The sequence below is a fragment of the Usitatibacter palustris genome (assembly GCF_013003985.1).
GTDB classification, from domain to species: Bacteria; Pseudomonadota; Gammaproteobacteria; order Burkholderiales; family Usitatibacteraceae; genus Usitatibacter; species Usitatibacter palustris.
Genome location: NZ_CP053073.1, coordinates 544005 through 569922 on the forward strand (window position 1 = coordinate 544005; position 25918 = coordinate 569922).

Below are 25918 nucleotides of genomic sequence, written 5' to 3' on the forward strand. Positions count from 1 at the left end.
TTTGCCTGGCTTTGGTCGTGGCTCCAGCCGCCACCGCCAAGAACTTCCGCTGGTCCTCCCAGGGCGACGCCTCGACGCTCGATCCCCACGGACAGAACGAATCGTTCACCAACGGCATGAACGGCCTGGTGTACGAATACCTCGTCGCGCGCGGCAAGGACTACTCGATCGGTCCGGCGCTCGCGACCTCCTGGAAGAACACGAGTCCCACCACCTGGGTCTTCACGCTGCGGAAGGGCGTGCGCTTCCACGACGGCAGCCCGCTCACCGTGGAGGACGTGATCTTCTCCTTCGAGCGCGCCAAGTTCGCGAGCGGCACCTTCAAGCTTTACGCCAACCAGACCGGCGTGGCGCGCAAGGTGGACGAGCACACGATCGAATTCACGACGCCGATCCCGAACCCCGTGATGCTCGAGACCGTGAACTCGATCTACATCATGAGCAAGAAGTGGTGCGAGAAGAACAACGTCGTGAAGCCGCAGGACTTCGCCAACAAGGAAGAAACCTTCGCGGTGCGCAACGCCATGGGCACCGGCCCCTACAAGCTCGTGACGTTCGAGCCGGGCGTGAAGACGCTGCACGTGAAGAACAAGGATTGGTGGGGCGTGCGCGACAAGTTCTACGAGGGCAACGTGGAAACGGTCGAGTACCGTCCGATCACCAACCCGGTGACGCGCATGGCGGCGGTGAAATCGGGCGAGGTCGACTTCGTGCTCGATCCACCGGTGCAGGACGTCCCCCGCATGCGCGAAGACTCGGCGCTCAAGGTCTGGGAGGGCGGCGAAATCCGCGTGATCATGCTCGGCTTCGACCAGGAGCGCGACGAGCTGCTGTACTCGGACGTGAAGGGCAAGAACCCCTTCAAGGATGTCCGCGTGCGCAAGGCCCTCTACCAGGCGCTCGACGTCAATGCGATCAAGACGCAGGTGATGCGCGGACTGTCCGTTCCCACGGGCCTGGCGCTCATGGACCCGAAGGGCGCGGGCGTGCCGGCGGCGATGGAAAAGCGCCTGCCCTACGACCCGGCCGCCGCGAAGAAGCTGCTCGCCGAAGCGGGCTACCCGAACGGCTTCAGCTTCACGATGCACTGCCCCAATGATCGCTACGTGAACGACGAGAAGATCTGCGTGGCCGCCGCCGGCATGTGGGCGCGCATCGGCGTCAACGCGAAGATCGAGACGATGTCGAAGACGCTCTACTTCCCGAAGATCCTCAAGCGCGATGCGAGCGCCTTCATGTCGGGCTGGGGCGGCGGCTCGTCGGACGCGATGTTCATCCTCAAGCCCTGCCTGCACAGCCGCAACACGATGGGCGCGGGCGACGCGAACTACGGCAACTTCAAGAACGACGAAGTCGACCGGCTGATCGACGCGGCCGAGGGCGAGATGGACGCCGCGAAGCGCCAGGACATGATCAATCGCGCCGTGCAGATCGTGCAGGACGAAGTGCTGGTCATCCCGCTGCACCGGCAGGTGATTCCCTGGGTGTCACGCAAGGGCGTCACCGTCGTGCATCGTCCCAACAACATTCTTTGGTTACCCTGGGTCAAAGTTCCATGAGCAAGAAGCCATTCCCCGTTCCCGTGCGCGCCGAGCGCAAGCGCTACAACTGCATGAAGTGCCCGGGATTCTGCTGCACCTATACCGACATCGAGATCACCGAGTACGACATCGCTCGGCTCGCGAAGCACTTCGACCTCGACGTGGATGTCGCGCGCAAGCGCTTCACCAAGCCCGAGGCGACGACGAAGAAGCCGCTCCTGCGCCATCGCAAGGACACGATCTTCGACAGCGCGTGCATGTTCTTCGACCAGGAAAAGCGCCGCTGCACGGTCTACGAGGCGCGGCCCGGCGTGTGCCGCAAGTACCCGGCGGCCAACAGCTGCGGCTACTACGACTTCCTGAGGTTCGAGCGCGAGCAGCAGGGCGATCCGGAGTACGTCGCACTCACCTGAGCGGTGGATCTGGCACGGGCATTGCAGCCTTGGAGAAGGCCATTCCAAGGAGAAATGCCATGCGTCAGATGAAGCCTACGATCCTCTTCACATCGATCCTGTTCGCGCTGGGCGCTGCATCCGCGTTCGCGCAGGCGCCGTCGAACAATCCCGCCAACAACGCCTCGCGCAATACGACGATGCAGCCGGGTTCCACGGCCGTCACGCCGCAAGCACTCGCCGGCAAGGATGGGACGACGATCCAGCCCAACCCGGCCAATCGCCACGCGCGCGTGCGCAATTTCGTCGAGGTGCAGCCGGGCGTCTTCAAGGAAGTGTTCATGCAGGATGCCGCGACGGTCGAAGCGGCTGCCGTCACCGTCGATGAAACCCAAACCTTCATCGGTGCGGCGGAAGTGGCGGCCAGCAGCGGCAACGCAACGCAGGTTGAAGCGCCGCTGCGCACGCCGGAACTCGACAAGGCCGTCGCGCGCCAGCGACTGCGCGACCAGAAGGTGGTCGCCATCAACGGCCAGCGCTGGAACATGATCGTGCCGCGGACCAACGTCGATCGCACGAACCAGATGCCCGACGATCCGCCGAGCCCGCTGCTCACGCGCTAGTCCCGCGCGCAGGATGTTCCGCGTGCGGGTGAACGAATTACAACCGGTTCGCGGTCAGCGCGGCTTCGCTTCGTAGTCCGCGATGGCCTTCTTGAGCAGCTCGCGCTGCTCGCACGTCGCCGGGCAGAGCCGCTCGAGGGTCGCGAGATGCTCGCGCGCTTTCGCCGGCTTGCCCGCCATCAGGTAGGCCTCGCCCACGTACTCGTGTGCGCCCAGGTGCTTCGGGTTGAGTTGCAGCGCGCGGTCGTAGTGCTTGAACGCGGCATCCAGGTTGCCATTCTTGCGATTCGAATAGCCGAGCAGGTTCTGGATATCGGCGTTGCTCGGATCGACACGCGCCGCGCTCTCGAGCGAGGTGATCGCCTTGCGCCAGTCCTTGCGGTTGATGGCCTTCAATGCGTCGTCGTAGTCGCTCGCCGTTGCTTCGGCACGCGGCTGGTATTCGGAAGCTTCGGCGAACGCGACCGCGGGGGCGGCCAGCGCCAGGGCAACGAGGCAGGTGCTTGCAATTCTCTTCATCGAAAATCTCCTTGCGGGACGGGGGTCTCGCACAACCATACGAGCCAGTGCGCCAACCGGATGCCTGCAATCTTCAGGCCCGGGGTTGCATGAGCTTCCGGGCGACACCGAGCACGGCGATCGCGACGATGCAGGTGCCGCCGCTGATCAGGATCTCGAAAGGCCACAGGTTGTGCGAGGTGGGCTTGAGCGCCACGTCCACCACGATGCGCAGCGCCGTGAACACCATGTAGGCGAGCGGCAGAGCCGCCAGCGCGCGCCAGGCTCCGCGCCATTTCCACGTGGCCCACGCGGGCAGGCCGAAACCGCCGAACACGGCGACGAGGAAACCCAGACCGAATATCACGAGGACCAGCAGGCTCCTTCCTTCGAGGGGCGAGCTGCGGTCCGCGACGATAGCCGCCTTGCGCGCTTCCTCGCCGGCCTGCAGCAGCTCGCCCACCCACGGCGCGCGCGCATGGTGCGCGCCGGGCTGCCCCGTACCGGTGACCTTGATCGGATAGCTGAGCACTTCGCTCTCGCGGTAAGGCGAGCCGCCGCCGGAACGAATGCGAATCTCGTCGACTTCCGCGGCTTCGTCGAGCGAGAACCACGCGAGTGCGGTTCCATCGCCCGAGTGCTTGAGCGAAGCATTCGTCCTGACCTTCAACACCGGCTGGCCCTTGTAGAAGGGACGAGCCCAGATGTTCACGCCGTCGGCACCGGTGTATTCGATCCGGAGGCTGAGCATCTCGTCGCGCGCGAGGGTGGCGGGAGCGGGTGGATCGACTTCGGCCACGCGCACTCGCAGCTCTGCCTGCGCGGCGAGCGCGAAGACGGCGAGGACCAGGGCAGCAGCAAGGCGCATCATGGTCGTTGAATTCTACAGAGCCATCCCCACGTCCTCCCGATGGTCCCGATTCTCGCGCTCCTCACGGTCTATATCGGCTTTCGCCTGCTTTCGCCCTTCGGAGTCGTGGCCGCCGTCGTGGGCGCGATCGTCCTCCTCGTGGGCTTCCTGGTCCTGCCCCGGCGATTCCACCCGCGCGACCTGAGCCCGTGGCGCATCGCGCTCGCCTGGACGATGACCGGCGCGTTCTCCTCCCTGCTGGTCCTGACGTTCGTGCGCGATTTCGCGCTGATCGCGCTCGCGCTGGCGAGACCGTCGTTGCACGACGCGTGGCTCGTTCCGAGCTCGCTCGCCGTCATGGCGCTCGTGCCGATCGTGACCGCGGTGGGCTACCTGATGGCGCGCCGCACGGCCGGCGTGAAGGACGTTACCGTAGCGATTGCCAATCTTCCGGCCGCACTCGAAGGCTTCACGATCGCGCAGATCAGCGACATCCACGTCGGGCCGACGATCAAGCGCGCCTACGTGGAGGCGATCGTCGAACGCGTCAATGGATTGCGCGCCGACATGGTGGCGATCACGGGTGACCTCGTCGATGGCAGCGTGGGCGAGCTCGCGCGCGACACCGCGCCGCTGGCCAATCTCACCTCGCGCCATGGCACCTACATCGTCACCGGCAACCACGAGTATTACTCGGGGGCGCGCGCGTGGATCGCGGAGCTGCGGCGACTGGGAGCGCGCGTGCTGCTCAACGAGCACGTGGTCCTCGAGCACGACGGCGGGCAGGTCACCGTCGCCGGCGTCACCGATTACAGCGCGCATCACTTCGACGAATCGCATCGCAGCGATGCCCGCGCGGCCCTCGCGGGCGCGCCCGCGTCCTCGGCCAAGGTGCTGCTCGCGCACCAGCCACGCAGCGCCGTTTTCGCCGCCGAAGCGGGCGCCGACCTGCAGCTCTCGGGCCATACGCATGGCGGCCAGTTCTGGCCGTGGAATTTCTTCGTGCGCCTGCAGCAGCCTTTCACCGCGGGGCTTCACCGACTTGGGCGGATGTGGATCTACATCAATCGCGGCACCGGCTACTGGGGGCCGCCGAATCGTTTCGGTATTCCTTCTGAAATAACGCGCATCCGTCTCGTGAGTGGCGCGCAGGCGGTAGCCGCGGGATAACCGCGTACAATGACGGCATGCGGCCCGCAACGGGCCGTTCGGCGGGCGCGGTAACCGGCCTGTCGCATCCCGCAGGAAAGGATTTCCATGGAATTGAATGAACCCAAGCTCGCGCTCGTTAAGCGCGCGCCCGCCGTTGCGCTCGCCGACATCATCGATACGCTCCAGGCCGCCGGCAATTTCACCCACCTTTGCGTCGCCCTGAAGTCGACCGGCCTCGTCGCGACGTACCGCGAACCGGGCCCGTTCACCTTCTTCGCGCCGACCGATGCCGCCTTCACCGCGCTGCCCATCGAGATCCTCGAGGCGCTGCTCGGTGACAAGACGCAGTTGCGCGAAGTGCTCGGCGACCACGTGCTGCGCGGCCGCCTGCGCTCGGCGGACCTCTCGCACGGCAGCGTTCGCACGCTCCGCGGCAACCTGGTTCGCCTGGGTGCGAGCGACGAGGGCCTCACGTTCGGAACCGCGAACGTGATCAGCAAGAACGTGATGGCGAGCAATGGCGTGATCCACGCCGTGGATGCGCTGCTGGTTGCGCGCGTGCCCGTGTCGCGCGAGAACGAGCCCGAATCGCCCTGGGCCGGTAAGCGCCAGATGGCGCCGCTCTCGCAGCGCTAGGAAAAGAAGCGCCCCCGGCCCAAGCCGGGGGCAGAGCGGTCAGCTCTTTTGCAGCAGATCCGCCAGCTCGTCCGCGTGCTCTTCCTCGGTCGCGAGGATCTCTTCGAGCATGCGGCGGGTCGTCGAATCGTGTTCACCGAACCAGCGCACCATCTCTCGGTAGGAATCGATGGCGATGCGCTCGGCCACCAGGTCCTCCTCGATCATGCTGCGCATGTCCTTGCCTTCCTTGTATTCGGAATGGCTGCGGCCTGACAGCGAATCGGGCGAGAAGTCGGGCTCGCCGCCGAGCTGCACGATGCGCGCGGCGATGAGGTCGGCGTGCGCCGCCTCTTCCTTCGCGTGCTCCATGAACTCGTTGGCGATCGGCTCGCTGTTGGGCCCGCGCGCCATGAAGGCATGGCGCTTGTAGCGCAACACGCACACCAATTCGGTCGCCAGCGCTTCGTTCAGGACCTTCACCGCGGCCTTTTCATCCAGGCCGTACGTGTCGGTCACTGCTCCGTCGAGCATGCTCTTGCGCGCGCGTTCCCGCATCGCGGCGACATCGGCCACGAACGGCGAGCGCTTCGCGACGGTGCCGTCATCAGGGGCCACGGCGGAACACCCCGAAGAGCAGCGAAATGACGGTCAGGATCAGGAATACGAAGAACAGGATCTTGGCGATCTCGACCGCGCCGGCGGCGATGCCACCGAAGCCGAAGAGGGCCGCGACCAGCGCGACGATGAAGAACACCAGGGCGTAATAGAGCATGGGGAACTCTCCTTAGTGGGACTTGGGTTGAGGAACGGGAAGCTTCTTGGGGACATCGCAATGACTGCCCGCAGGCCGGTCGGCCTCGTGGCAGTCCGTGTTCTCCTGGCCCTCTTCGAGGTCCTTGCGCGCGCGCTCGATGAGCTCACGGGAGGGCATGGGTGTCTTTCGCTTCGCGGTTCGCATCAGCCGCGCGACGGATAGGCGTCGGCCAGGCGGGCCTTCGCGAGGCCCACGGCATTGCGATGCTTCTCGCGCGCCTCGGCTTCGCAGCGCAACACTTCGAAAGAGCGCGTGGTGCGGCACTCGACGAGCGCCTGGTCGAACGCGACCTGCGCTTCGCGCAGGGCGGTGGCATAACGATCCTGCGCGGCGTAGACCACGCGCGTCGCCGTCGGCTCGCCCGGCTGGGCGAAGGCACTGGTGATGGCGACGCCCAGGCTCAGCGCGAGCAGGACGACGAAATAGGCAGGGGCTCTCAGGTTCATGGTTGCAACTCCTCGCCGGGTTGGCGATGGCTAGTGCATCCACGATATTCGGGCGCCCGGGCGCGGCCTATGGGAGCCCGGCGGGACTTCGTGTCAGTGAGGTCCTACGCGGGTCCTACGGGCCCCAGCGGCAATTGCCTTCGCCGAACTCATTCATGATCAGCGGGATGGCCGCGAGGAAAAGCAGGCCCTGGTACGCGGTCCGGCAATCGGGCTTGCGCGCGTTCTCGATGGCGAGCTCCAGCGCATTCTTCTTGTCCGGTACGGGCGGCAGCGGGAAGGGCAGCGCAGGCTTGCGGCCCGAACCTTCGCGCGTGATCTGCGCGGCGCGCTTGCGCATCGAATCGAGATCGAGCGCTCGCGCCGTCGGATCGTCGCTCGGAGGCGGCGCCGTGCGAAAGCGCGAGGAGTCCTGCGAGGGCGGTGCGGGAACGGGTGCCGGGAAAGGCTCGGTCCGAATCGGTGCTTCGCGCTGCAGCGAAGCGGGAAGGTCGGGCAGGTGCGGCGCTGCGCGCTCGACCGCGGGCAGCTCCTTGAGCGACGGCGCTGCCGCCGGCGAAGGAAGGCGCTCAGCGGCCTGAGGCACGGCGATCGGCGCGACCGGCTCGAGCGGAATCGCCGGCACTTCGACCGGCGAGCGAAGGGCCGGAAGTGGCACGACCGGCAGCGCGTCGAGTTTGGGGGCAGCAACGGTCGTTGCGGGTATCGGCGGCAGTTCGCGCAGCGAAGGCTCGACCGAGGGTGCAACCGGGGCCACGCGCGGAATGACGGGCGCGGCGACGGTCGGCGCGGCAAGCGGCGGCAGTTCCCGCAGCGAACGTTCGACCGCAGGCGCGACCGGGGCCACGCGCGGGATGGCGGGTGCGGGCACGGGCGGCACTTCGACGCGCGGTGGCGGGATCTCGATCTTGGGTGCCGGCACGCGTTCGGGTGGCGCAGGCGCAGGAGCGGGCGCCACTTCTGGAACCGGCGCGGGCTCGGGGTAGTTGGGGGGCGGGACCTGGAAGGGCGGACGTAGCTCGCGCTCGGGCGTGATGATGCGATCGAGCATCGGCGGAATCGCGATCTCGGGCTTCTCCGGTGCGGCCGCCGGCGTGGGCGGTGGCGCGGGCGTGGACCAGTCGGGCAACTTGCGATCGAGCTTCAGCTCCGGCCCCGGCTCCGGCGGCACACTGCGCAACGCGACTTGAAGCGTGCCCCACAGCGCGCGTCCCTGGCTGCTGCCACTGGTCGGCGCACCGAAGAGCATCACCGCGAGTGTGTGCAGCAGCATCGACAGGACGATGAACTTCGTGAGCGGCTGCGGCAGCGACCACCGGCGCTCGTCTTCCTCCGGCACGTCGGGCAGGTAGTCGGGAATGTGCTTGACGCTGACAGCTTGCAAAGGGGGCGTTCGCGGGCGTGGAATCGCTATTCTGCATCGGCACCCGAAAACGGGTGTAGCCTTGTCTCGGGGATAACGCAGGATCCCCGGGAAGTTTCCCTTCAAGACGGTTTCCGTCCAAGCCCTGTTACGAAGCACGCCCTGGCTTGGGCACCGTCATCCCTGGAGGGAACCATGCGCTATCACCTCACCCCGATTCACTGCCGTCCCTGGACGCTCAACAGCCTTTCGCTGAAGCTGATCGAGAGCCATTACGAGAACAACTACGGCGGCGCGTTGCGCAGGCTCAACGCGATCACCGACCAGCTCGATGCGCTCGATTTCGCCACCGCGCCTCCTTACCTGATCAACAGCCTCAAGCGCGAGGAGCTCGTCGCGTTGAACTCGACGCTGCTCCACGAGCTGTACTTCGCGAGCCTGTGCCAGAGCGACGGCGTTCCGACCGAAGCGATGGCCCGGGCCCTCGAGCGCGACTTCGGTTCGGTCAATCGCTGGCGCACCGAGTTCATGGCGATGGGCTATGCGCTCGCGGGCGGCTCGGGTTGGGTCGTGCTCGTGTATTCGCCGCGCGATGGCCGGCTCCTCAACCAGTACGCGGCCGAGCACACGCAGGCGGTGACCGGCGGCATTCCGATCCTCGCGCTCGACATGTACGAGCACGCTTATCACATCGACTTCGGTGCGAATGCGCGCGCGTACGTCGAGACCTTCATGCGCAACACCGACTGGAAGGCGGTGCAAGTGCGCTTCGAGAACGCCGTGCGCGTGACGCCGCTGCCCCCGCTTGAGCAGCCGGAGTTCGGAGACCTGCCCGGTGTCTCGCCTGAAGAGGTGAAGGCGATGATCGATGCGGGCAAGCCGCTGCAGTTCATCGACGCGCGTCCGAAGCATTACGTCTCGCGCACGCAGGACATCGTCGAAGGCGCGGTGTGGAAGGATCCCGAGCGCATCGACGAGTGGGCGCCGACGCTGAAGAAGGATGAGCCGGTGGTCGTCTACTGCGTCTACGGCTTCCACGTCGGCTGCCGGATGGCCGTGGCGCTTCGCCAAGCGGGCTACGACGCCTGGTTCATGAAGGGCGGGCACACGGCGTGGAAGGCGATGGGCGGCAAGACGCAGTTGTTCCGGTGAGCGTCTTGCGGCTAGCGGGGTTTGACCTTCGCCCAGCGCGCCTCGAACGTCATGTCGGGGCGCTGGACGACCTCGACGTTGGCGCGCGAGGCCCACGGGGCGAGGCGCCGGTAGAGCGGCACCATGTAGATGCCTTCCTGCATCCGGCGCACCGCCTCGATCATCAGCTCGCGGCGCTTCGCCGGATCGAGCTCCACCCGCGCGCGGTCGATCGCGGCGTCGAGATCGGGGTCGCGGAAGTTGCCGATGTTCCAGTCGCCGTTGTTGTCGTCGCGGCTGTGGTAGATGGGCTGCAGCGTGAACATTGCGTCCTGGGAGCCCACCCAGCCGCTGACGTAGAGACTGCTCTCCAGGCGCCGCAGCTTCGCGAAGAACGTGCTCGAGTTCGCCACGACGAGCTCCAGCGTGATCCCCACCTTGGCGAGCATTCCCGCGAGCGCCGTGCACACCTTGTCCCAGCGCAAATCGCAATCCATGCCGACCGAGAAGCCGTTGGGATAGCCGGCCTCGGCGAGCAGGCGCCGGGCGAGCGCGGGATCGTGGGCGAGGCGCTTGTCCATTGCCGGCGGCACGGGGACCGACTCGGGGTTGGGCATCACGATCGCGGTCGCGCGACCAAAGCCGCGCAGCGCCGTGCGCGCGATCGCGTCCATGTCGATCGCGTGATAGATCGCGCGGCGAACGCGCAGGTCCTTGAGCGGGTTGCGGCCCTTCACGCTGGAGTGCAGGAGCTCCCCGCGATGCTGGTCCATCGCGACGAAGAACACCGTGTTCTCGGCGATCTCGTAGATGCGGATGCCCGGATCCTTGCGCAGCCGCTCGATGTCCTGCGGCGATGGGTCGAGCACGAAGTCGAGGTCGCCCGAGGCCAGCGCCGCGAGCCGCGTCGCGTCGGAAGCGAGCGGGGTATACACCACGTCCGTGACGTTGCCCTCGAAGTAACCCTCGGCGATCCCCCACCAGTTCGGATTCTTCTTGAAGACCGTCTTCACGTCGGGCTCGTGGGAGACCAGCCTGTAGGGGCCGGTGCCCATGGCGTTGCGGGCCGCGTGCGTCTCTTCGCTGCGCGTGAAATCCTGCGAGCGCTCGACCTTGTTCCGCCCGGCCCACGCCCGGCTCATGATCATGATGTTCGAGGCCATCTCGTGGACGATCGGGCTGGGCTCGGCCGTCGTGAACTCCACGGTGTGCGAATCGATCCTGCGCGGCGTGCCCAGCGCATTGGCGTAGACGCGGAAGCCCGAGGTCGGCCCTTGCGCGCGCAGCACCGAGAACACGACGTCGTCGGCGGTGAAGTCGCTGCCGTCGTGCCACTTCACGCCGCGGCGCAGATCGAAGACCCAGGTCGTGGGCGAGGTCTGCCGCCAGCGCGTGGCGAGCCCCGGGACGACCTCCACCTTCTTGCCGCGAAGCACCAGCCGGTCGTAGACGTGGCTGTTGATCGCGAACGTGATGATGGTGTTCTGCGCGTGCGGATCCGCGGTGAGGTAGTTGCCCTGGTTGGACCAGCGCAGCGTCTGCGCCGCCGCGAAAGGCGCGACGGCGCAGAGGAGGAAGCAGAAGAGCCGCTGGCCCTTGTTGCCCAGCCTAGTCGCCCAACGGAGCGGGCGAGGGCCGTGCCGCGGGCAGGCTCGGTCCGCCCTTGCGGTCGCGGACCTTGCGATAGACCGCGCGAGCGGTCATGCCCACGAGGATCAGCGGCGCCAGGGCGAAGACCACGAGCACGAGCAACACCAGGCCCAGGCCGTGGGCGCTGGTGAGCGCGATCGCGAGCGCGGTGCCCAGGCGCTCGCGGCGCGCCGGGTAGCGCGCGATCAGGTCATCCTTCGCGACTTCGATCGAATCGTAGAAGCTCGGGATCACCAGGAGCGTCAGCAGCGTGGAGGTGATCGTGCCGCCGATGATCGCGACCGCCATCGGGCGATAGAACTCGCCGCCTTCGCCCAGGCCGATGGCTACCGGCATCATGCCGGCGATCAGCGCGAACGTGGTCATCAGGATGGGGCGCAGGCGCACGCGGCCCGCGTGCATCAGCGCTTCCTCGCGGTCGACGCCCTGCGCCTCTTCCTTGCGCGCGCAATCGAGCAGCAGGATCGCGTTCTTCGCCACGAGGCCCATCAGCATGATCACGCCGATGAAGCTCATGAGGTTGAGCGTTCCGCGCGTGAGCAGGAGTGCGAGCACCACGCCGATGAGCGAGAGCGGCAGCGAGAGCATCACGGGAATGGGTGCGGTGAACGAGCTGAACTGCATCACCAGCACGAGGTACATGAGCGCGATGCCCATGATCAGCGCGATGAACATCTCGCGGAAGACTTCCGCCTGGTCGCGCGACGAGCCGCCCAGCTGCAGGCCATAGCCCTGCGGGAAGTCGATCGACTTCGCGATCTTCATCGCGTCGGAGGTGACTTCGCCCGGCGAGCGGCCCTGCACGTTGGCCGATACCGCGATCGTGCGCTTGCCGTCCAGGTGCTGGATCTGTGCCGGGCCCTTGCTCATCGTGATCGTGGCGATCTGGTTGAGCGGCACCATCATGTTCGTGCCCGTCACCGCCACCGGCAGGTGCTCGATGTTGGAAGCGTCGATGCGGTCGTCCGGATGCAGGCGCACCGCGACGTCGCGCGCTTCGCCCGTGGGATCGACCCAGTCGCCAACCTCCACACCCGCGAACGCGACGCGCAGCGCCTGCGCCGCGTCACCCACCGAGATGCCCAGCTGGTTCGCGAGCCCGCGATCGAGCTCGATCTTCAGCTCGTCCTTGGGGTCGGTCTCCGAGAGGCCGACGTCGACCGCGCCAGGAACCTTCGCGACCTTCTCCATGAAATCCGTGGTCATGGCCATGAGCTTGCGCATGTCCGGCCCGTAGAACTGGATCTGCACGGGCTTGCGCGGCCCCTGGTTGAGATCGTCGAGCACCGTGTACTCGGCGCCGACGAGCTGCGAGAGCGATTTGCGGAGATCCTTGGCAACGTCCCAGGCCGTGCGCTTGCGATCAGTGCTCTTGCCGAGGTCCACGTATACGCGCCCGCCCGTGGCGTTCACCGAGCTGTTGGTGTTCCTGGTCTCGGGGATCGCGCGCGCGAGCTCCGCGGCCTTCTCGACCTTGAGCCTTGCGTACTCGAGACTCGCCGACGACGGCGTGCGAACGTCGATCGCGATGGTGCCGACGTCGGAGGCCGGCAGGAAGCTCGAGCCGCCGATGGTGACCTGCAGCAGGAGTGCGAGCTGGAGCGTGCACATCGCGAGGATCGCCATCCACCAGCGGTGGTGCAGCGCCCAGGCGATCACGCGGCCGTAGCGATCGGCCTGGTGGTCGAACCAGTCGTTGAACTTGTGGAGCCACTTCGAGATGCCCTTCTTCTCCATGTGGCGGTAGCCGACCGGGTCGCCCCAGTAGGCCGAGAGCATCGGGTCGAGCGTGAAGGAGATGAAGAGCGACACGAGCACCGAGGTCGCCACGGTCAGCGCGAACGGGCGGAACCACTCGCCCGCGCCGCCGCCCATGAACGCGACGGGAATGAACACCGCGATGATCGAGAACGTCGTCGCCGTCACCGCGAGGCCGATCTCCGCGGTGCCCAGGCGCGACGCCGACATTCGGTCGGCCCCGTTCTCCATGTGTCGCACGATGTTCTCTCGCACCACGATCGCATCGTCGATCAGCACCCCGATCGCCAACGAGAGCCCGAGGAGCGTCATGAAGTTCAGCGTGAAGCCGCACGCCCACACCGCGATGAACGCGGCGATGACCGACGTGGGCAGGGCCAGCGCCGTGATGAGCGTGGAGCGCCACGAGTTCAGGAATGCATAGACCACGAAGATCGTGAGACCCGCGCCGAAGATCAGCGCCTCGATCACGTTGCGCAGGCTGCTCTCGGCATCCTTGCCGCCGTCCTGCGTCACCTCGATCTTCGTTCCCTTGGGCAGGTTCTTGTTGATCCCGTCCATCATCTCGCGAACCTTGTTCGCGACCGTGACCGTGCTCGCATCGCGCGAGCGTGTCACCGAGATGCCGACGTTGGGGTTGCCGTTGCGCAGGCTGAAGCCCGACAACTCCGCGAACCCGTCCTCGATCGTGGCGACCTGCGCGAGGCGCACGACCTCGTTGCCACGCCGCTTGAGCACGACGTTCTCGAACTCGCGCGGCGATTCGATGCGCCCCACGAGACGGATGCTCTGCTCATCGAGCGGGCCTTTCACGCGGCCCACGGGCGCGGTGGTGTTCTGCAAGCGCAGCGCGTTCACGACGTCCGTCACGGACACGTTGTACTCGCGCAGCTTCTCCGCGCGCAGGAGCACCGAGAGCTCCCGGCGCAGCGCGCCTTGCACGTTCACCGTGGCCACGCCATCGATGCCGCGGAACTGATCGGAAACCACGTCCTCGGCCAGGCGCGAGATCTCCGCGTGCGTGAGCGTGGTCGACGACATCGCGAGCTGCATGATCGGCTGCGCCGAGGGGTCGATGCGCTGCAGGATCGGCTCGCGCATCTCGACGGGCAGCTTGTGGCGCACCGAGGCGATGGCGTTGCGGATCTCGTCGGACGCCTCGACCATGTTCTTCTTGAAGTTGAAGATGATGACGATCTGCACGCTGCTCTCGCGAGCCGTCGAGCGGATCTGGTAGACCTGCGGGATGCTGTTGAGCGACTTCTCGATGCGATTGAGGATCTCGCGCTCGGCGGTCTCGGGCGAGGCGCCCGGATAAGGAAGGACCACCACCATCACCGGCTGGTCGACGTCCGGGATCTGGTTCACCCGCAGCTTGGAAAGCGCGAGCATCCCCATGCACATCAGGGCGATGATGATGACGACCGTGGAAACCGGCCGGCTGATGGCGAAGTTGGAAAGGACCATGGCTTAGCTCTTCGGCTCGGCGGGGCTGTTGGTTTGGGTGGGCTTCGCCACGGGCGACGTGTTCTTCGCGGTCGCATCCGGCGTCGCCGCGCCCGGCGAGGCGCTCGCCACCACGGCCTGGCCATCCTTGAGGAGCGCGGTCGGGTAGCGGATCACCTTGTCGCCCTCGGCGAGCCCGCCCTTCAGCGGGAAGTCGCCGGTGCGCGGATCGCGCTCGCCTACCTTGATGTCGACCTTCTGCACCTTGTTGTCCTTCACGCGCCACGTCGAGGTCTTGTCCCCGTCGCGCACCACGGAAGTCGCGGGGAGCGTGAGGCTCGAGGTGGTATCCGTCTCGATGCGCCCTTCGCCGTAGAGACCGGCGAGCTTGGGTTGCTCCTTGCTGGTGAAGTCCACGAGCACTTCGACCTGGCGCGTCGTGGCGTTGGCCGCCGGATTCACGCGCCGCACCTTGCCGGCGAATTCCTGGTCGCCGTAGCCGTTCACGCGGAAGTTGACGCTCTGTCCGGCCTTCACGGCGCCGATCTGGTCGGCGGAGACGAGGCCCTCGAACCGCATGCTCGCCGGATCGATGACCTTCACGAGCTCCTTGCCGATCTGCGTGGTGTCGCCCGCGGAGACCTTGCGGTCGCTCACGACGCCATCGAAGGGCGCGCGCACTTCGGTGCGGGCGAGCTGCTGGCGCGCGGCGATCGCGCGGGCCTTGGCCGCTTCCGCGTCGCTCTGCGAATTGTTGCGCTTCACTTCGGCGTCATCGAGCGCCTGCGCCGAGGCCATGCCCGAAGTCCGAAGCGTCTTCATGCGGTCGTACGCGCGAACCGCCTGCTCGTGCGCCTGCACCGCGGAGCGGCTCGTGGATTCGGCCGAGGCGAGCGCATCGCGGATCGAGGTGTCGTCGAGCCGGACCAGGAGATCCCCCTTGCGGACCACGTCGCCGTTTTCCTTCAGCACCTGGAGCACCACGGCCGGCACTTCGGCGCGCAGGTCGGCGCGCCGTTCGGGCTGGACCGAGCCGGTGATCGACGGGCCGGAGGCCAGTGCCGTGTTCTTCACCGTGTGGACGTCTTCGGCGGAAAGGAGCAGCGGTTGTCCTGGAGCGGCCGGGGCGCCCTTTTGGGGGCCGGCGCCGGGGCCCTTGCCGCAGGCGGCGAGGGCGAGGACCAGGACAAGGGCGAGGGAATAGCGAACCATGGGCAGACTTTCGGATGTTCTTGTAGGTGGCGAGAGCGTACGGGCGGGGCCCCCGGGGGGCGAGGCCGGTACGACGAATTGCAGGATTCGGGGGATGAATTGTAGGCCATTCGGACCAGCCGCCGCCCGCACGTCCCGGCGCGCCCGAAGTCAACGCATTTAGTTACTTAAATGCCTAGGAGAACCGCCCCGCACGGGCCACTCTGGACACACACCTAGACTGTGAAGGACCACGCATGAATGCCGCTGACAACGACGTCGTCGCGAATACTGCCGCCGTGGGCAAGTTTTCGAAGTTCTACAACGCCATGAGAGCCGCCGGCCTGGTCGCCACCTACAAGGGCCCCGGCCCGTTCACGATCTTCGCGCCCACCGACGAGGCCTTCGACAAGCTTTTTCCCGACGGCGCCCTCCACGCGCTGCTGAAGGATCGCCCCCGGCTCACCTCGATCATCAATAACCACGTGGTGAACGGGACCCTGCTCGCGAAGGACATCCAGACCTCGGACGCGACCAGCGTGCAAGGCGACACCCTGGCCCTCGCGGCCAATGACGATGGCTTCACCGTCAACGGCGCGAAAGCAAGCTTCCAGGAGATCGAGTCGACCAATGGCGTCGTGCACGCCATCGACACGATCATGATGCCCAAGGCGTGAAGTAGCGCCTTCGCGTTACTGCACGGCCGAGGCGGCCTCCGGCACCCGCCCCGCCGGACGCGGATCGCGCGCCTCGTCGAAGCGGTCGATGGCCTCGAACATCTCGGTGCACAGCGATTCGAGCCCGCGCCCGGCCTCCGTGGGTTCCATGCGGCCATAGCGCGCCTGCATGACGGGGGACCCCACCGTTTCCGAAAGCTTGCGCAGCAGGCCGGATACCGTGGGTTGTGCGAGGGAGAGCTCTTCGGCGGCGCGCGTGACGCTGCCCAGTCGCAGGCAAGCCTCGAAGGCGATCAGCTGGGGAAGGAATCCGTGGCGGAAGTAGCGTCGATAACGCGGGCGGGACATTGGCGTCGCTCCAAAAGGTACGTTAGCCAAAGGTCTCGCTAACGAACCGGGCGACATGCCCAGCTAGCCGACCGTGCCGGAGCCCACCGGGCCCGAATTGACGACACGACCGCTAAAGCTACTCCCCTTTGAAGGGATGGCGCCCCGCTTTCGCGGAACACACGCTGCTTTTTAACTGACCTGGCCGGGGAACGCAAGTTCCCGGGACGCAGGTATTGCGAAACGCAATATCATTGCGAAACACAATGGCTGCATCGCGTTTCTCGATCCGGCCCCGGTAACGCGCCCCGGAGAATCTGCCGCATGGACATCTTCTCGACGCAGTTCCTTTCCTCGCTCGTTGCGATCGTCATCATCGACCTCATGCTCGCGGGCGACAACGCGATCGTGATCGCCCTCGCGGCGCGCAACGTTCCCGCCCACCTGCAGAAGAAAGTGATCGGCTGGGGTACCGTCGGCGCCGTCGCCGTGCGCAGCGCCATGACGCTCGTCGTCGTGTGGCTGCTGCAGATACCGGGCCTCATGCTCGTCGGCGGGCTCCTGCTGATCTGGATCGCCTACAAGCTGCTGCTGCCCGACGAAGGCGAAGGGGCCCACGGGGAGGCGGTGAAGCCGACCAGCTTCTGGGCGGCCATGCGCACCATCATCATTGCCGACGCGGTGATGGGCCTGGACAACGTGCTCGCGGTCGCGGGCGCGGCGCACGGCAGCTACGTGCTCGTGGTGCTGGGCCTGCTCATCAGCATCCCGATCGTGGTGTGGGGCTCGCAGTGGCTGCTCAAGTGGGTCGAGCGCTATCCGATCATCGTCTACATCGGCGCGGGCGTGCTCGCCCTGACCGCCGTGAAGATGATCCTCGCCGAGCCGGTGATCAAGGAATCGTTCGTCAGCAGCGAGCCCTTCCTCATCGCGTTCATCTACCTGGCGACGATCGGCGGCGTGCTCCTGGGCGGCTTCATCCACAACCACCGCCACCTCGAATCCCGCATCACGGCGCGCATCGCCGCGTTGAAGGCGCGTCCGCCCGAAGACTCTGGTTCGAACTCCACGAAAGGAAATGAGATGAAGAAGATCCTGGTTCCCGTGGGCGATGCCCGCAACACCGACTTCGCGATCCGGCGCGTGATCAACGAGTTCATGAACGATCCGGCGATGGAGGTGCACTTGCTCAACGTCCAGATGCCGCTGTCGCGCCACGTCTCGCAGTTCGTGCGCCAGAAGAATCGCGACGACTTCCACCGCGAGCGCGCGGAGATCGCGCTCGTCCCGGCGAGGAAGCTCCTGCAGCAGCACAGCATCCCCTTCACCGAGCACATCCGCCTGGGCGACCGCGCGCAGACGATCGCCGACGAGGCCAAGCGCCTGCAATGCGACCACATCGTCATGAGCACCGCGCGCAAGAATTCGCTCACGCGCATGCTCGAGAGCTCGACCACCAACCGCGTGCTCGAGCTCACCACCATTCCCGTGGAGCTCGTCGCCGGCGACGAGATCTCGAAGCTCGAGAAGTTCGGCGTGCCCGCGGGCATCGGTACCGCACTCGCGCTCCTCGTGGCCGCCGCCGTCGACTGACAAGGGCATCATGGCGCCACGGTAGCTCCGGCGGTGGGTGCACGCAGGCGCGCCGCCAGCATTCCCCAATCCAGGCGGCGCGTGGCGAGCATGCCGACGGCGAGGACACCGAAGACCAGCAGCGAGCCTGCAAGCAGCGCGTGGTCTTCGCTTCGCAGCAGGCCGAAGAGCGCGCCGTAGAGCGTCACGAAGAGGCCGAAGAACACACCGGTGCGGCCCCACATACCCAGCGGATGGCGCAGGTAAAAAGTGAGCAACGCCACGCACGCGGTCGCCGCCGAGAGATACGCGAGCTCGAAGGCAATGTGTTCGGCAAGCGCGATGAGCAGCAGGAAGAAGATCGCGAGCGCGCTTCCCACCAGCGCGTACTGCACGAGGTGCAGCCGCACGCCGGCGATGGCTTCGGCGAGCGCGAGTCCCGCGAAGGTGAAGAGCACGAACAGGAACCCGTACTCGGTCGCGCGGTACGAAAGGCTGTAGACGTTCACGGGATCGGCAAGCGCGAAGCCCGCGAAACGCTCGGCGAAGCGGAGCTTGCCGTTCTCGAAGGTCGGCTGCCAGGTCGGGCGCCCGCCCGTGGCGAAGTGCGTCGTCTTCCACGCCGCTTCGAAGCCCTCGGCGGTGACGCGCCTTTCATCGGGAGCAAACGCGCCGATGAACGAGGGATGCGGCCAATCCGACGTGAGACGCAGGGTCGTCGCGTCGCCAACCGGCGCGACGTTGAGGCTCTTCGTGCCATAGAGATCGAGCGAGAAGCGGAACGAGACCGGCTCGGCCGTGCGCGCCTTCTCGTAGTCACCGAGTTTCGATTCCAGCGAGAAATGCGTTTCGCTTGGGACGAACGTCTTCGTGCCCTCACCCCACGTCAACGGTGTCACGTTGCGCAGTCCACGCGCGTCGCTGGTCAGGAACATCACGGAGGCGGCAGTCCAGGTTCGGGAGACCGAACCCTCCTGCAATGGCTTCGCCGGCCATTCGAACTCGCCGGCGAAGGCGAGCGAAGCGCGATACAGCCGGATCGGGTAGATGCCGCGATGCAGCGTCTCGACGGGAACGCGGCCGGTGATTGCCAGCGTTCGCGGCGGGAAGTAATGGGTGGCGCAATCGCGCGTCACGGGCTCCCTGAGCGTGTGGTCCTTGCCGTCGCGCTTCACGAGGCGCTCGACCACGACGGTCTCCTCGCATTGCAGCGCGAGCAACGGCCCGACAACCGTCTGCAGGCTGCTCGACTCGCGCGCGAACTCGGTGGCGACGCTGGTGGCGCGCGCTTGCCGCTCCGAGACCTTGTTGCCCACGAGGGCGAGGGGAAGGAGCACCGCCAGCGCCACCGCGCCGATGGTCACTGCGCGCGCCAGAAGGGGAAATCGCATGTTCGCCTCGCCTTTGGAATGTCGAAGGAGGCCACGCTAGACCCCGAAGCTGGCGCGCAAGGGGAGCGACTATGGCGCAATCATGACAATCGGGCGCGGCATTCATCGTTCCGTCATGTTTCTGCAATGGCTGCGACAACTGGATGGCGTGCAATGGCGCAATGCTCACGCTTCCTCGCGACAACCCCGCGCCCTTCAGCCTCGACGCGGGCGTCATCTCCAACATCCTCCGGCACGCCCGGCCCCTCGGACATCACGAGGATCCCGCGACGCTGAACCTGGGTTTCGGATTCCTCTACTACGGCCTCGTGCGCACGCTGCGCCCGAAGCACATCGTCGTGATCGGCTCGGGCTTCGGCTTCAGCGTGGTGTGCCTCGCGCTGGGGCTCAAGGACAACGGCCGCGGCCAGCTCTCCTTCGTCGATCCGTCGTACTCGTTCGTGAAGGATGGGTTGCTGCGCACGGTGGGCGGCACCGCGCAGTGGAGCGAGCCCGATCGGGTGCGCCAGCACTACGGCCGCTTCGGCGTGGAGGACTGGGTCACGCACTACAAGATGACCAGCGAGCAGTTCTTCAACGCGTACCCCGATCATGGCCTGCCTTCGATCGGCCTCGCTTTCATCGACGGCAATCATTCGTACGACGACGTCCGCCACGACTTCCTCGCCGCGCTGCGCCACTCGAGCCGCGATGCCTACATGCTGCTTCACGACACGAACATCTACGTGCGGGAGCTGGTGCGCCACGCGGGAGTGAAGCGCTGGTTGAAGCGCGTGGGCGCCGACCGCAAGGCCTTCGAGATCGTCGATTTCCCCTTTGCCTCGGGCGTGGCGCTGGTGCGAGTGCTATGCGACGACTGGCAGCCCGCGGATTGATGGCCGTCGCGCTGCTCGCGGCGCTTTGCCTTGCGGCCTTCCTGTTCTGGCGTCACTACTGGTTCTTCCGCGATCCGCAGCGCACGCCGCCGGCGGAAATCGGGCTGGTGAGCCCGGCCGACGGCACCGTCGTCTACGTGAAGGATGTCGCCCCCGGGGCCGACGTGGTGTCGATCAAGCAGGGCCTCAGTGCGACCGTGAAGGACATCACGCGCGAAGACTCGTCGCAGCGCAAGATCGTGATCGGCATCTTCATGAGCCCGTTCGATGTGCACTACAACCGCGCGCCGCTCTCCGGGAAGGTCGCCTTCGTGCGCCGACATCCGGCGATCGGCAGCAACGTGAGCATGACCGCGATGCACTGGCGCAGCATGCTCGGCATCGAGCCGCGCTACTCGGGAAGCACGCACATCGTGCAGAACGAGCGCGCGGTCACGCGAATCGAGGCTGAATATCGCGGCGGCGAGCTGCCGCTGTACGTCGTGCAGATCGGCGCCCTCACCGTGAACGGGATCGACAGCTACTTCGCGCCGGGAACAAATGTGGAGCGGGGAGCCACGTTCGGGATGATTCGCGTGGGTTCGCAGGTCGACCTCGTCGTGCCCTGGCGCGAGGGTTTCGAGGTGCGCGTGAAGCCCGGTGACCGGGTCACGGCGGGGGAATCCATCCTGCTTCGATAGGCGGGCGCCGGCTGCTATTTTTTTGGGCAGCGTGGGCACGGCTGCCGGTTCACGGCTACCATCGTGACCATTACGTTACGGCCTCGAGAAAGACTCATGGCGAAACCGAACTACGCGTTCCAGAAACGCCAGCGAGAGCTGGCCAAGAAGCAGAAGAAGGAAGCCAAGAAGCAGCAGAAGGCGGCGGAGAACCAATCCGCGGTCCCCGAGGGAACGGACGACGCCGCCGAGGCGACGCCCCCGGCCGACGAACCGGCCGATCCTCCCAAGCCCTAGCCCGCTCCAGTTTCGCGGTTGCCGCCCTGGGCGAGCTACTTCACGCCCAGCACCAGGTTCACCGCGTCCACCAGACCACTCAGCTTGAACGGCTTGCTCACGTAGCCGTCGGCGCCTGCGACCAGGCCTTCGGCCACGTCGGCCGGTGTCGCCAGGCCCGTCACCATGATCACGGGCAACGCGTTCAATTGCGGATGCGCCCGGATCGCCTGCAGGATGGTGAGGCCGTTTGCGTCGGGCAGCTCGCGATCGAGCAGCAGGACGTCGATCTCCCCGCCCCGCCGCAGCGCCGCGTTGATTTCCGCCTTGGTCGTGGCCCAGCGCACCTCGAAACCGTACGTCATCAGTACATCGATGAGGAGCTGGCCGAGGTCGGGATCATCCTCGATCACCTGCACCACGTACTGCGTTCCGTTCTTGCGGGCGAGGCGCACCGGCGATTGCTTGGTGAAGCTCACCATGAAGCCGCGGCTCGCGAGTGTGGCCGTGCCGACGACGGCTTCGCTCTCGGCCTGCGCGACTTGTGCTGGCGACGGCGCGGGCGTGCCGACGCTGATCAGCGTGAAGTCTTCGGTCACGAGCCGGCCTTCGAAGCTTGGAACTGGCGCGCAAGCGCGACGGCGCCTTTGACGTGCAAGCGATTCAGTCCTTTGAGGTTCGCCTCGGTGAAGCGACGACCTGCGGGGCTTTCGAAGAGCGCCAGGCCGCTTTCGATATCGGCATCGCTCAAAGGGCGCAGCGCGTAGGCAGCGCGACCGCCGGCTGCCGGCCGGAGGGTTCCAACAAGCCGCGGCCGTTCCGATTCGAGCTGCCGGCGAAAGGTGTCGAAGTTGGCGGGCTGGTCCGGATATGCCGCGACCCAGATGGCGTATCCCGCGCTCGCCTGGATGTTGATCATCATGTCGATGAAGAACTCCGCCATCATCCCGGCCTCCGAGATCCGGCGGCATCGGTCCATACGTTCCGCCGAAACCGTTGCGAGATAGTCCTTCTCCGCGGCATCGCGGGCCTTGTCCATGGCCGCGCGGAACTCGACCTGATGCGCGGCCTGGGCCGCCACGAAGCGGCGGCCATGCGGAGCGTCGAACCACGCCGTGAGCGTGTTGACGTCTCCAGGCTGCAGGGTCTCCGCCAGCATGCTGTGCACCTCATCGCGGATTGCTCGACTCGAATAGAGCGTGTCGATGGCTGTCCTGAGTCGTTCGCGCGTCCCGGTGTCCAGCTTCGGACCGGGCCGATCGGGAGCGTCGAGGGTCATGTTCATGAGCGGCGCGATCGGGATGACGGCAGGGTTGAACCCAGAGAGGTCCAGTAGCCGATCGATCTCGCCGGTTGCCGGTTGCGCCAGGGCCGCGGTTGCCGCGACTGCAAGCAACCCGGCCAGCAACACGCGCAGGCGCCTCACCGCTATTTTCCCCAGCTATCGCGCAGCGTCACGATCCGCGTGATGTCCTTCCCCGCGCGGAAGTACCCATGACGCTCGAACTGCAGCGCTTCCCCTTCCTTCGCGGTCCCGAGTGAAGGCTCGACGTAACCGCGTATCACCTTCAACGAATCCGGATTGAGATCCTTGAGGTAGTCGCCGGAATCCTTCCCCGGATGGCTCACCTTGAAGAGCCGGTCGTAGAGCGTGACATCGCGGGCGAGCGCGGCCTTCGCGCACAGCCAGTGGATGACGCCCTTCACCTTGTAGTTGTCCGCGCCCGGCGTGCCCGACTTCGAATCGGGCATGTATTCGGCCTGCACTTCGACGACCTTGCCGGAAACGTCCTTGCTGAATCCCGTGCAGCGAATCACGTACGCATATTTCAGGCGCACGGTGCTTCCCGGCGAGAGCCGGAAGAAACCCTTCGCCGGATACTCCATGAAGTCGTCGCGCTCGATCCACAGCTCGCGCGAGAAGGGCACCGCGCGCGCGCCCCACTCCTTCTTCTGCGGATGGTTGGGCGGATGCGACTCCTCGCCGCCGCCCTCAGGATAGTTCGTGATGACGAGCTTCACCGGATCGAGCACGGCGATGCGCCGCGGCACGGTCTCGTTGAGGACCTCGCGCACGCAGTCCTCGAGTACCGAGGGTTCGATCCACTGGTCGGCCTTCGAGACGCCAACGCGTTCCATGAAGAGGCGGATCGCTTCGGGCGGATAGCCGCGCTTCCTCATGCCGACGATCGTGGGCATGCGCGGATCGGCCCAGCCGTCGACGTGCTTCTCGTCGACGAGCTGCTTCAAGTAGCGCTTGCTCATGACCGTGTAGGTCAGGTTCAGGCGCGCGAACTCGATCTGCTGCGGGAGCGGCCGCTGCAGCAGCCCGAAGGAAGCGATCTTCTCGAGCACCCAGTCGTAGAACGGCCGCTGGTCCTCGAACTCGAGCGTGCACAGCGAATGCGTGATGTTCTCGAGCGCGTCCTCGATCGGGTGCGCGTACGAGTACATCGGATAGATGTGCCACTTGTCGCCCGTGCGATGGTGCTCGGCGTTCTTGATGCGATAGAGCGCCGGGTCGCGCAGGTTGATGTTGGGCGAGGCCATGTCGATCTTCGCGCGCAGCACGTGCGTGCCGTCGCCGTGCTTGCCGCCGCGCATTTCGTCGAAGAGCTTCAAGTTCTCGTCGACCGAGCGGGCGCGGAAGGGCGAGTTCTTGCCGGGCTCCTGGAACGTACCGCGATTCCTCACCACCTCGTCGGCGCTCTGCGAATCGACGTAGGCGTCGCCGTGCTTGATGAGCTCCACGGCGAACTCGTACATCCAGCCGAAGTAGTCGCTGGCGTGGTACAGGTTCTCGTCGTTCTTTCCCCAGTGGAAGCCGAGCCAATGAACGGCGTCGAGGATGCCGTCGACGAACTCCTGCTCTTCCTTCTCCGGGTTCGTGTCGTCGAAGCGCATGTGGCACACGCCGCCGTACTCCTCGGCGAGGCCGAAGTTCACGCAGATCGACTTCGCGTGTCCTACGTGAAGGTAGCCGTTGGGTTCGGGCGGGAAGCGCGTGCGGATCTTCGCGGGGTCGGCACCCGCAGCCGCGTGCGCGGCGGCGAGGCCCGGTTCGCCCGACCAGCGGCGTTGGGCGTAGGTGCCCTTCGCGAGGTCGGCGTCGATGCGTTGCTTGATGAAGTTCGAGGAACTGGCCGTCTCGTTGGCGGTCTTGTCAGGCATTGACTCGTGGGGATAGGGGCGAAAGTCCTATTCTGCCCGAGACCCGGACAACGGTAGAATCAATCCCTATGGCCAATAACGAGATGCGCGGGGAATACCCACTGCGCCGGGGGTTCGGCGCGGTGCTGGCATGCGCGCTCATGCTCCTCGGTACGACGGCGCACGCCGCCTCCTCGGGCGTGCACCTGACGCCGCGCCTCACCAGCGTCGAAGGCGGCACTTCCCAGATCTTCTCCGTTCGACTCTTCGACGCCGCCGGTGGACCCGCCGCGGGCGAAACGGTCACGTTCACCAACGACGCCTGCGGCCTGTTCCCGGGCGGCGGCTATTTCGAGGACGTCACCTCCGACCCGGGCGGCGTGGCCAACATTTCGTTCACCGCCGATCCGCTCGGCGGCGTGGTGTGCGATGTCACCGCCACGGCGGGCCCCGCCTCCGTGCGCTTCGAGGTCGTCACCTACACCACGTCGCAGATCGAGATCGTTCCCGCCACGCCCGCGACGCGCCCCGCGCCCGGCCAGCCCTACCTGCTGAGCGCCGCGGTGCGCATGGGCCAGTACACGCTCTACAACCTCGAGGTCTCCGTGCGCGTGCTGCCCGACCAGGCCGTCACCGCGTTCTTCCTGCCGCCCTCGAACGCCGTGAGCGCGAATACCGGGCAGAACGGCACCGTCGCATTCACGGTGCAGCCCGATTCGAACGTCGGCACCTACGACCTCGAGCTGCGGCTGGGTGACTACACGCGCATCGTCACCATCTACTTCAACGCGGGCTTCAACCACCAGGGTCTTTGGTGGGTCGGCGAGAGCGAGAACGGCTGGGGCGTGACCGTCGTGCAGCACGGCGACAAGCTCTTCGTCGTGTTCTTCACCTACGACCTGGTGGGCAATCCGATCTGGTACGCGATGCCCTCGGGAGCGTGGACGACCGGAGGTGCCGGCTTCACCGGGCAGCTCTATCTTTCACGGGGTTCGCCCTTCCACTCCGCGTACAACGCCGCCGCTTTCGATCCCAGGCCCGTCGGGTTCGCGAAGTTGAACCTCACCGATCCGGCCGCGATCTCGCTCGAGTACACGATCGACGATATCTCCGACGTGAAGCAGCTCACGCAGTTTCCGTTCGCGGAAGGCCCGCCCAGCGACCCGCGCTTCGACGACATGTGGTGGGGCGGCGAGAGCATGAACGGGCAGGGCGTCGCGGTCCTCCAGCGCGAGCAAGCGCTCTTCCTGCTGCTGTTCGCCTACCGCGATAACGGCTCGGCCCAGTGGTTCTCCATGCCCAGCGGCACCTGGACCACGCCGACCACGTACGAGGGCCGCATCTACCGCACGGTCGGATGGCCGTGGCTGGGGCGCGTTTACCTGCCCGAGCGCCTCGAGGTGATCGACGTGGGCTCGTATCGCTTCCGCACGCTGCCCAACGGCACCGCGGCGCTCGACTACACGATTGACGGCCGCTCGGGCTCGCTCGCCCTCTCCCGCTTCCCCTTCTAGCGAC

General features: G+C 66.3%; 27 protein-coding genes. 12 read left to right on the forward strand and 15 right to left on the reverse strand.

Annotated elements, in window-relative coordinates; genetic code table 11:
- The first annotated feature begins 17 nt into the window (after nucleotides 1-17).
- Genes DSM104440_RS02945 through DSM104440_RS02955 form a run of 3 tightly spaced genes read left to right on the forward strand, consistent with a single transcriptional unit; the run spans nucleotide 18 to nucleotide 2556 of the window.
- A complete protein-coding gene (locus DSM104440_RS02945) occupies nucleotides 18-1559 on the forward strand; it encodes an ABC transporter substrate-binding protein (protein WP_212758187.1) in 1542 nt (513 codons plus the stop codon).
- Nucleotides 1556-1954 (forward strand): YkgJ family cysteine cluster protein, encoded by a 399-nt coding sequence (locus DSM104440_RS02950; RefSeq protein WP_171160522.1) that lies wholly within the window; start codon nucleotides 1556-1558, stop codon nucleotides 1952-1954. The genes DSM104440_RS02945 and DSM104440_RS02950 overlap by 4 nt, the downstream gene beginning before the upstream one ends.
- A gap of 59 nt (nucleotides 1955-2013) precedes the next feature.
- Nucleotides 2014-2556 carry a hypothetical protein gene (locus DSM104440_RS02955; RefSeq protein WP_171160523.1) on the forward strand — a complete coding sequence of 181 codons (543 nt, stop codon included), beginning with the start codon at nucleotides 2014-2016 and terminating at the stop codon, nucleotides 2554-2556.
- A 54-nt stretch (nucleotides 2557-2610) separates the two neighbouring features.
- On the opposite strand, the gene DSM104440_RS02960 is transcribed toward DSM104440_RS02955, so the two are convergent.
- The gene (locus DSM104440_RS02960) at nucleotides 2611-3075 is read right to left on the reverse strand and encodes a tetratricopeptide repeat protein (RefSeq protein ID WP_171160524.1); all 465 of its coding nucleotides are present in this window, start codon (nucleotides 3073-3075) and stop codon (nucleotides 2611-2613) included.
- A gap of 73 nt (nucleotides 3076-3148) precedes the next feature.
- Entirely contained in the window at nucleotides 3149-3925 is a 777-nt protein-coding gene (locus DSM104440_RS02965) for a hypothetical protein (RefSeq protein ID WP_171160525.1), read from the reverse strand.
- Nucleotides 3926-3964: 39 nt separating this feature from the next.
- Here DSM104440_RS02965 and DSM104440_RS02970 point away from each other — a divergent pair, with 39 nt between their 5' ends.
- Nucleotides 3965-5074, forward strand: coding sequence for a metallophosphoesterase (locus DSM104440_RS02970; protein ID WP_171160526.1), 1110 nt, complete (start codon nucleotides 3965-3967; stop codon nucleotides 5072-5074).
- An 87-nt stretch (nucleotides 5075-5161) separates the two neighbouring features.
- On the forward strand, nucleotides 5162-5692 hold the full coding sequence (locus DSM104440_RS02975; protein WP_171160527.1) for a fasciclin domain-containing protein: 531 nt from the start codon (nucleotides 5162-5164) through the stop codon (nucleotides 5690-5692).
- Between the two features lie 39 nt (nucleotides 5693-5731).
- Here the strand turns inward: DSM104440_RS02975 and DSM104440_RS02980 are convergent, their stop codons facing one another.
- The 5 genes from DSM104440_RS02980 to DSM104440_RS03000 form a co-directional block, all read right to left on the reverse strand.
- The gene (locus DSM104440_RS02980) at nucleotides 5732-6289 is read right to left on the reverse strand and encodes a ferritin-like domain-containing protein (RefSeq protein WP_425509647.1); all 558 of its coding nucleotides are present in this window, start codon (nucleotides 6287-6289) and stop codon (nucleotides 5732-5734) included.
- Nucleotides 6279-6446, reverse strand: a complete 168-nt coding sequence (locus DSM104440_RS02985; protein ID WP_171160528.1) for a DUF1328 domain-containing protein — start codon at nucleotides 6444-6446, stop codon at nucleotides 6279-6281. Before DSM104440_RS02985 ends, DSM104440_RS02980 begins: the two co-directional genes overlap by 11 nt.
- A gap of 12 nt (nucleotides 6447-6458) precedes the next feature.
- Complete coding sequence (locus DSM104440_RS02990; RefSeq protein ID WP_171160529.1) at nucleotides 6459-6605, reverse strand: hypothetical protein; 147 nt, start codon at nucleotides 6603-6605, stop codon at nucleotides 6459-6461.
- A 26-nt stretch (nucleotides 6606-6631) separates the two neighbouring features.
- Nucleotides 6632-6934 carry a hypothetical protein gene (locus DSM104440_RS02995; RefSeq protein ID WP_171160530.1) on the reverse strand — a complete coding sequence of 101 codons (303 nt, stop codon included), beginning with the start codon at nucleotides 6932-6934 and terminating at the stop codon, nucleotides 6632-6634.
- Between the two features lie 115 nt (nucleotides 6935-7049).
- Nucleotides 7050-8318, reverse strand: a complete 1269-nt coding sequence (locus DSM104440_RS03000) for a hypothetical protein (RefSeq protein WP_171160531.1) — start codon at nucleotides 8316-8318, stop codon at nucleotides 7050-7052.
- 174 nt (nucleotides 8319-8492) lie between these two features.
- Between DSM104440_RS03000 and DSM104440_RS03005 the strand changes: the two genes are divergently transcribed.
- Nucleotides 8493-9449, forward strand: a complete 957-nt coding sequence (locus tag DSM104440_RS03005; RefSeq protein WP_171160532.1) for a Fe-Mn family superoxide dismutase — start codon at nucleotides 8493-8495, stop codon at nucleotides 9447-9449.
- Nucleotides 9450-9460: 11 nt separating this feature from the next.
- On the opposite strand, the gene DSM104440_RS03010 is transcribed toward DSM104440_RS03005, so the two are convergent.
- The 3 genes from DSM104440_RS03010 to DSM104440_RS03020 all read right to left on the reverse strand — a co-directional run bounded on the left by DSM104440_RS03010 (nucleotide 9461) and on the right by DSM104440_RS03020 (nucleotide 15494).
- Nucleotides 9461-10864, reverse strand: coding sequence for an ABC transporter substrate-binding protein (locus tag DSM104440_RS03010; RefSeq protein WP_171160533.1), 1404 nt, complete (start codon nucleotides 10862-10864; stop codon nucleotides 9461-9463).
- 172 nt (nucleotides 10865-11036) lie between these two features.
- Nucleotides 11037-14303: an efflux RND transporter permease subunit gene (locus DSM104440_RS03015; RefSeq protein ID WP_171160534.1), complete on the reverse strand. Its 3267-nt coding sequence runs from the start codon at nucleotides 14301-14303 to the stop codon at nucleotides 11037-11039.
- 3 nt (nucleotides 14304-14306) lie between these two features.
- Nucleotides 14307-15494: an efflux RND transporter periplasmic adaptor subunit gene (locus tag DSM104440_RS03020; protein WP_171160535.1), complete on the reverse strand. Its 1188-nt coding sequence runs from the start codon at nucleotides 15492-15494 to the stop codon at nucleotides 14307-14309.
- 236 nt (nucleotides 15495-15730) lie between these two features.
- On the opposite strand from DSM104440_RS03020, the gene DSM104440_RS03025 reads away from it, so the two are divergent.
- On the forward strand, nucleotides 15731-16150 hold the full coding sequence (locus DSM104440_RS03025; RefSeq protein WP_171160536.1) for a fasciclin domain-containing protein: 420 nt from the start codon (nucleotides 15731-15733) through the stop codon (nucleotides 16148-16150).
- A 15-nt stretch (nucleotides 16151-16165) separates the two neighbouring features.
- On the opposite strand, the gene DSM104440_RS03030 is transcribed toward DSM104440_RS03025, so the two are convergent.
- Nucleotides 16166-16498, reverse strand: coding sequence for a helix-turn-helix domain-containing protein (locus DSM104440_RS03030; protein ID WP_171160537.1), 333 nt, complete (start codon nucleotides 16496-16498; stop codon nucleotides 16166-16168).
- 303 nt (nucleotides 16499-16801) lie between these two features.
- Between DSM104440_RS03030 and DSM104440_RS03035 the strand changes: the two genes are divergently transcribed.
- A complete protein-coding gene (locus DSM104440_RS03035; RefSeq protein WP_171160538.1) occupies nucleotides 16802-18070 on the forward strand; it encodes a YjbE family putative metal transport protein in 1269 nt (422 codons plus the stop codon).
- An 8-nt stretch (nucleotides 18071-18078) separates the two neighbouring features.
- Here DSM104440_RS03035 and creD read toward each other — a convergent pair whose 3' ends face one another.
- Nucleotides 18079-19440 carry a cell envelope integrity protein CreD gene (gene creD / locus DSM104440_RS03040; RefSeq protein WP_171160539.1) on the reverse strand — a complete coding sequence of 454 codons (1362 nt, stop codon included), beginning with the start codon at nucleotides 19438-19440 and terminating at the stop codon, nucleotides 18079-18081.
- A gap of 161 nt (nucleotides 19441-19601) precedes the next feature.
- Here creD and DSM104440_RS03045 point away from each other — a divergent pair, with 161 nt between their 5' ends.
- From DSM104440_RS03045 to DSM104440_RS03055, 3 genes are all read left to right on the forward strand, one after another.
- The gene (locus tag DSM104440_RS03045; protein WP_171160540.1) at nucleotides 19602-20315 is read left to right on the forward strand and encodes a class I SAM-dependent methyltransferase; all 714 of its coding nucleotides are present in this window, start codon (nucleotides 19602-19604) and stop codon (nucleotides 20313-20315) included.
- Entirely contained in the window at nucleotides 20288-20995 is a 708-nt protein-coding gene (locus DSM104440_RS03050; protein ID WP_171160541.1) for a phosphatidylserine decarboxylase, read from the forward strand. The genes DSM104440_RS03045 and DSM104440_RS03050 overlap by 28 nt, the downstream gene beginning before the upstream one ends.
- A gap of 96 nt (nucleotides 20996-21091) precedes the next feature.
- On the forward strand, nucleotides 21092-21271 hold the full coding sequence (locus tag DSM104440_RS03055) for a hypothetical protein (protein ID WP_171160542.1): 180 nt from the start codon (nucleotides 21092-21094) through the stop codon (nucleotides 21269-21271).
- A 35-nt stretch (nucleotides 21272-21306) separates the two neighbouring features.
- Here the strand turns inward: DSM104440_RS03055 and DSM104440_RS03060 are convergent, their stop codons facing one another.
- The 3 genes from DSM104440_RS03060 to DSM104440_RS03070 are packed head-to-tail and all read right to left on the reverse strand — an operon-like array spanning nucleotide 21307 to nucleotide 24421.
- Nucleotides 21307-21849, reverse strand: coding sequence for a response regulator transcription factor (locus DSM104440_RS03060; protein ID WP_171160543.1), 543 nt, complete (start codon nucleotides 21847-21849; stop codon nucleotides 21307-21309).
- Nucleotides 21846-22676, reverse strand: coding sequence for a hypothetical protein (locus DSM104440_RS03065; protein WP_171160544.1), 831 nt, complete (start codon nucleotides 22674-22676; stop codon nucleotides 21846-21848). The genes DSM104440_RS03060 and DSM104440_RS03065 overlap by 4 nt, the downstream gene beginning before the upstream one ends.
- Nucleotides 22677-22678: 2 nt before the next feature.
- A complete protein-coding gene (locus DSM104440_RS03070; RefSeq protein ID WP_171160545.1) occupies nucleotides 22679-24421 on the reverse strand; it encodes a glutamine--tRNA ligase/YqeY domain fusion protein in 1743 nt (580 codons plus the stop codon).
- Between the two features lie 68 nt (nucleotides 24422-24489).
- On the opposite strand from DSM104440_RS03070, the gene DSM104440_RS03075 reads away from it, so the two are divergent.
- Nucleotides 24490-25914, forward strand: coding sequence for a hypothetical protein (locus DSM104440_RS03075; protein WP_171160546.1), 1425 nt, complete (start codon nucleotides 24490-24492; stop codon nucleotides 25912-25914).
- Nucleotides 25915-25918: the final 4 nt, after the last annotated feature.

Coding starts and splice junctions, on each gene's coding strand:
- DSM104440_RS03075 (WP_171160546.1), top strand. CDS start 24,490: ATGGCCAATAACGAGATGCGCGGGGAATACCCACTGCGCCGGGGGTTC.
- DSM104440_RS03050 (WP_171160541.1), top strand. CDS start 20,288: ATGCGACGACTGGCAGCCCGCGGATTGATGGCCGTCGCGCTGCTCGCG.
- DSM104440_RS03030 (WP_171160537.1), bottom strand. CDS start 16,498: ATGTCCCGCCCGCGTTATCGACGCTACTTCCGCCACGGATTCCTTCCC.
- DSM104440_RS02985 (WP_171160528.1), bottom strand. CDS start 6,446: ATGCTCTATTACGCCCTGGTGTTCTTCATCGTCGCGCTGGTCGCGGCC.
- DSM104440_RS03005 (WP_171160532.1), top strand. CDS start 8,493: ATGCGCTATCACCTCACCCCGATTCACTGCCGTCCCTGGACGCTCAAC.
- DSM104440_RS03055 (WP_171160542.1), top strand. CDS start 21,092: ATGGCGAAACCGAACTACGCGTTCCAGAAACGCCAGCGAGAGCTGGCC.
- creD (WP_171160539.1), bottom strand. CDS start 19,440: ATGCGATTTCCCCTTCTGGCGCGCGCAGTGACCATCGGCGCGGTGGCG.
- DSM104440_RS02975 (WP_171160527.1), top strand. CDS start 5,162: ATGGAATTGAATGAACCCAAGCTCGCGCTCGTTAAGCGCGCGCCCGCC.
- DSM104440_RS03025 (WP_171160536.1), top strand. CDS start 15,731: ATGAATGCCGCTGACAACGACGTCGTCGCGAATACTGCCGCCGTGGGC.
- DSM104440_RS02970 (WP_171160526.1), top strand. CDS start 3,965: ATGGTCCCGATTCTCGCGCTCCTCACGGTCTATATCGGCTTTCGCCTG.
- DSM104440_RS02960 (WP_171160524.1), bottom strand. CDS start 3,075: ATGAAGAGAATTGCAAGCACCTGCCTCGTTGCCCTGGCGCTGGCCGCC.
- DSM104440_RS03045 (WP_171160540.1), top strand. CDS start 19,602: ATGCTCACGCTTCCTCGCGACAACCCCGCGCCCTTCAGCCTCGACGCG.
- DSM104440_RS02965 (WP_171160525.1), bottom strand. CDS start 3,925: ATGATGCGCCTTGCTGCTGCCCTGGTCCTCGCCGTCTTCGCGCTCGCC.
- DSM104440_RS02950 (WP_171160522.1), top strand. CDS start 1,556: ATGAGCAAGAAGCCATTCCCCGTTCCCGTGCGCGCCGAGCGCAAGCGC.
- DSM104440_RS03035 (WP_171160538.1), top strand. CDS start 16,802: ATGGACATCTTCTCGACGCAGTTCCTTTCCTCGCTCGTTGCGATCGTC.
- DSM104440_RS02995 (WP_171160530.1), bottom strand. CDS start 6,934: ATGAACCTGAGAGCCCCTGCCTATTTCGTCGTCCTGCTCGCGCTGAGC.
- DSM104440_RS03020 (WP_171160535.1), bottom strand. CDS start 15,494: ATGGTTCGCTATTCCCTCGCCCTTGTCCTGGTCCTCGCCCTCGCCGCC.
- DSM104440_RS02955 (WP_171160523.1), top strand. CDS start 2,014: ATGCGTCAGATGAAGCCTACGATCCTCTTCACATCGATCCTGTTCGCG.
- DSM104440_RS02990 (WP_171160529.1), bottom strand. CDS start 6,605: ATGCCCTCCCGTGAGCTCATCGAGCGCGCGCGCAAGGACCTCGAAGAG.
- DSM104440_RS03070 (WP_171160545.1), bottom strand. CDS start 24,421: ATGCCTGACAAGACCGCCAACGAGACGGCCAGTTCCTCGAACTTCATC.
- DSM104440_RS03015 (WP_171160534.1), bottom strand. CDS start 14,303: ATGGTCCTTTCCAACTTCGCCATCAGCCGGCCGGTTTCCACGGTCGTC.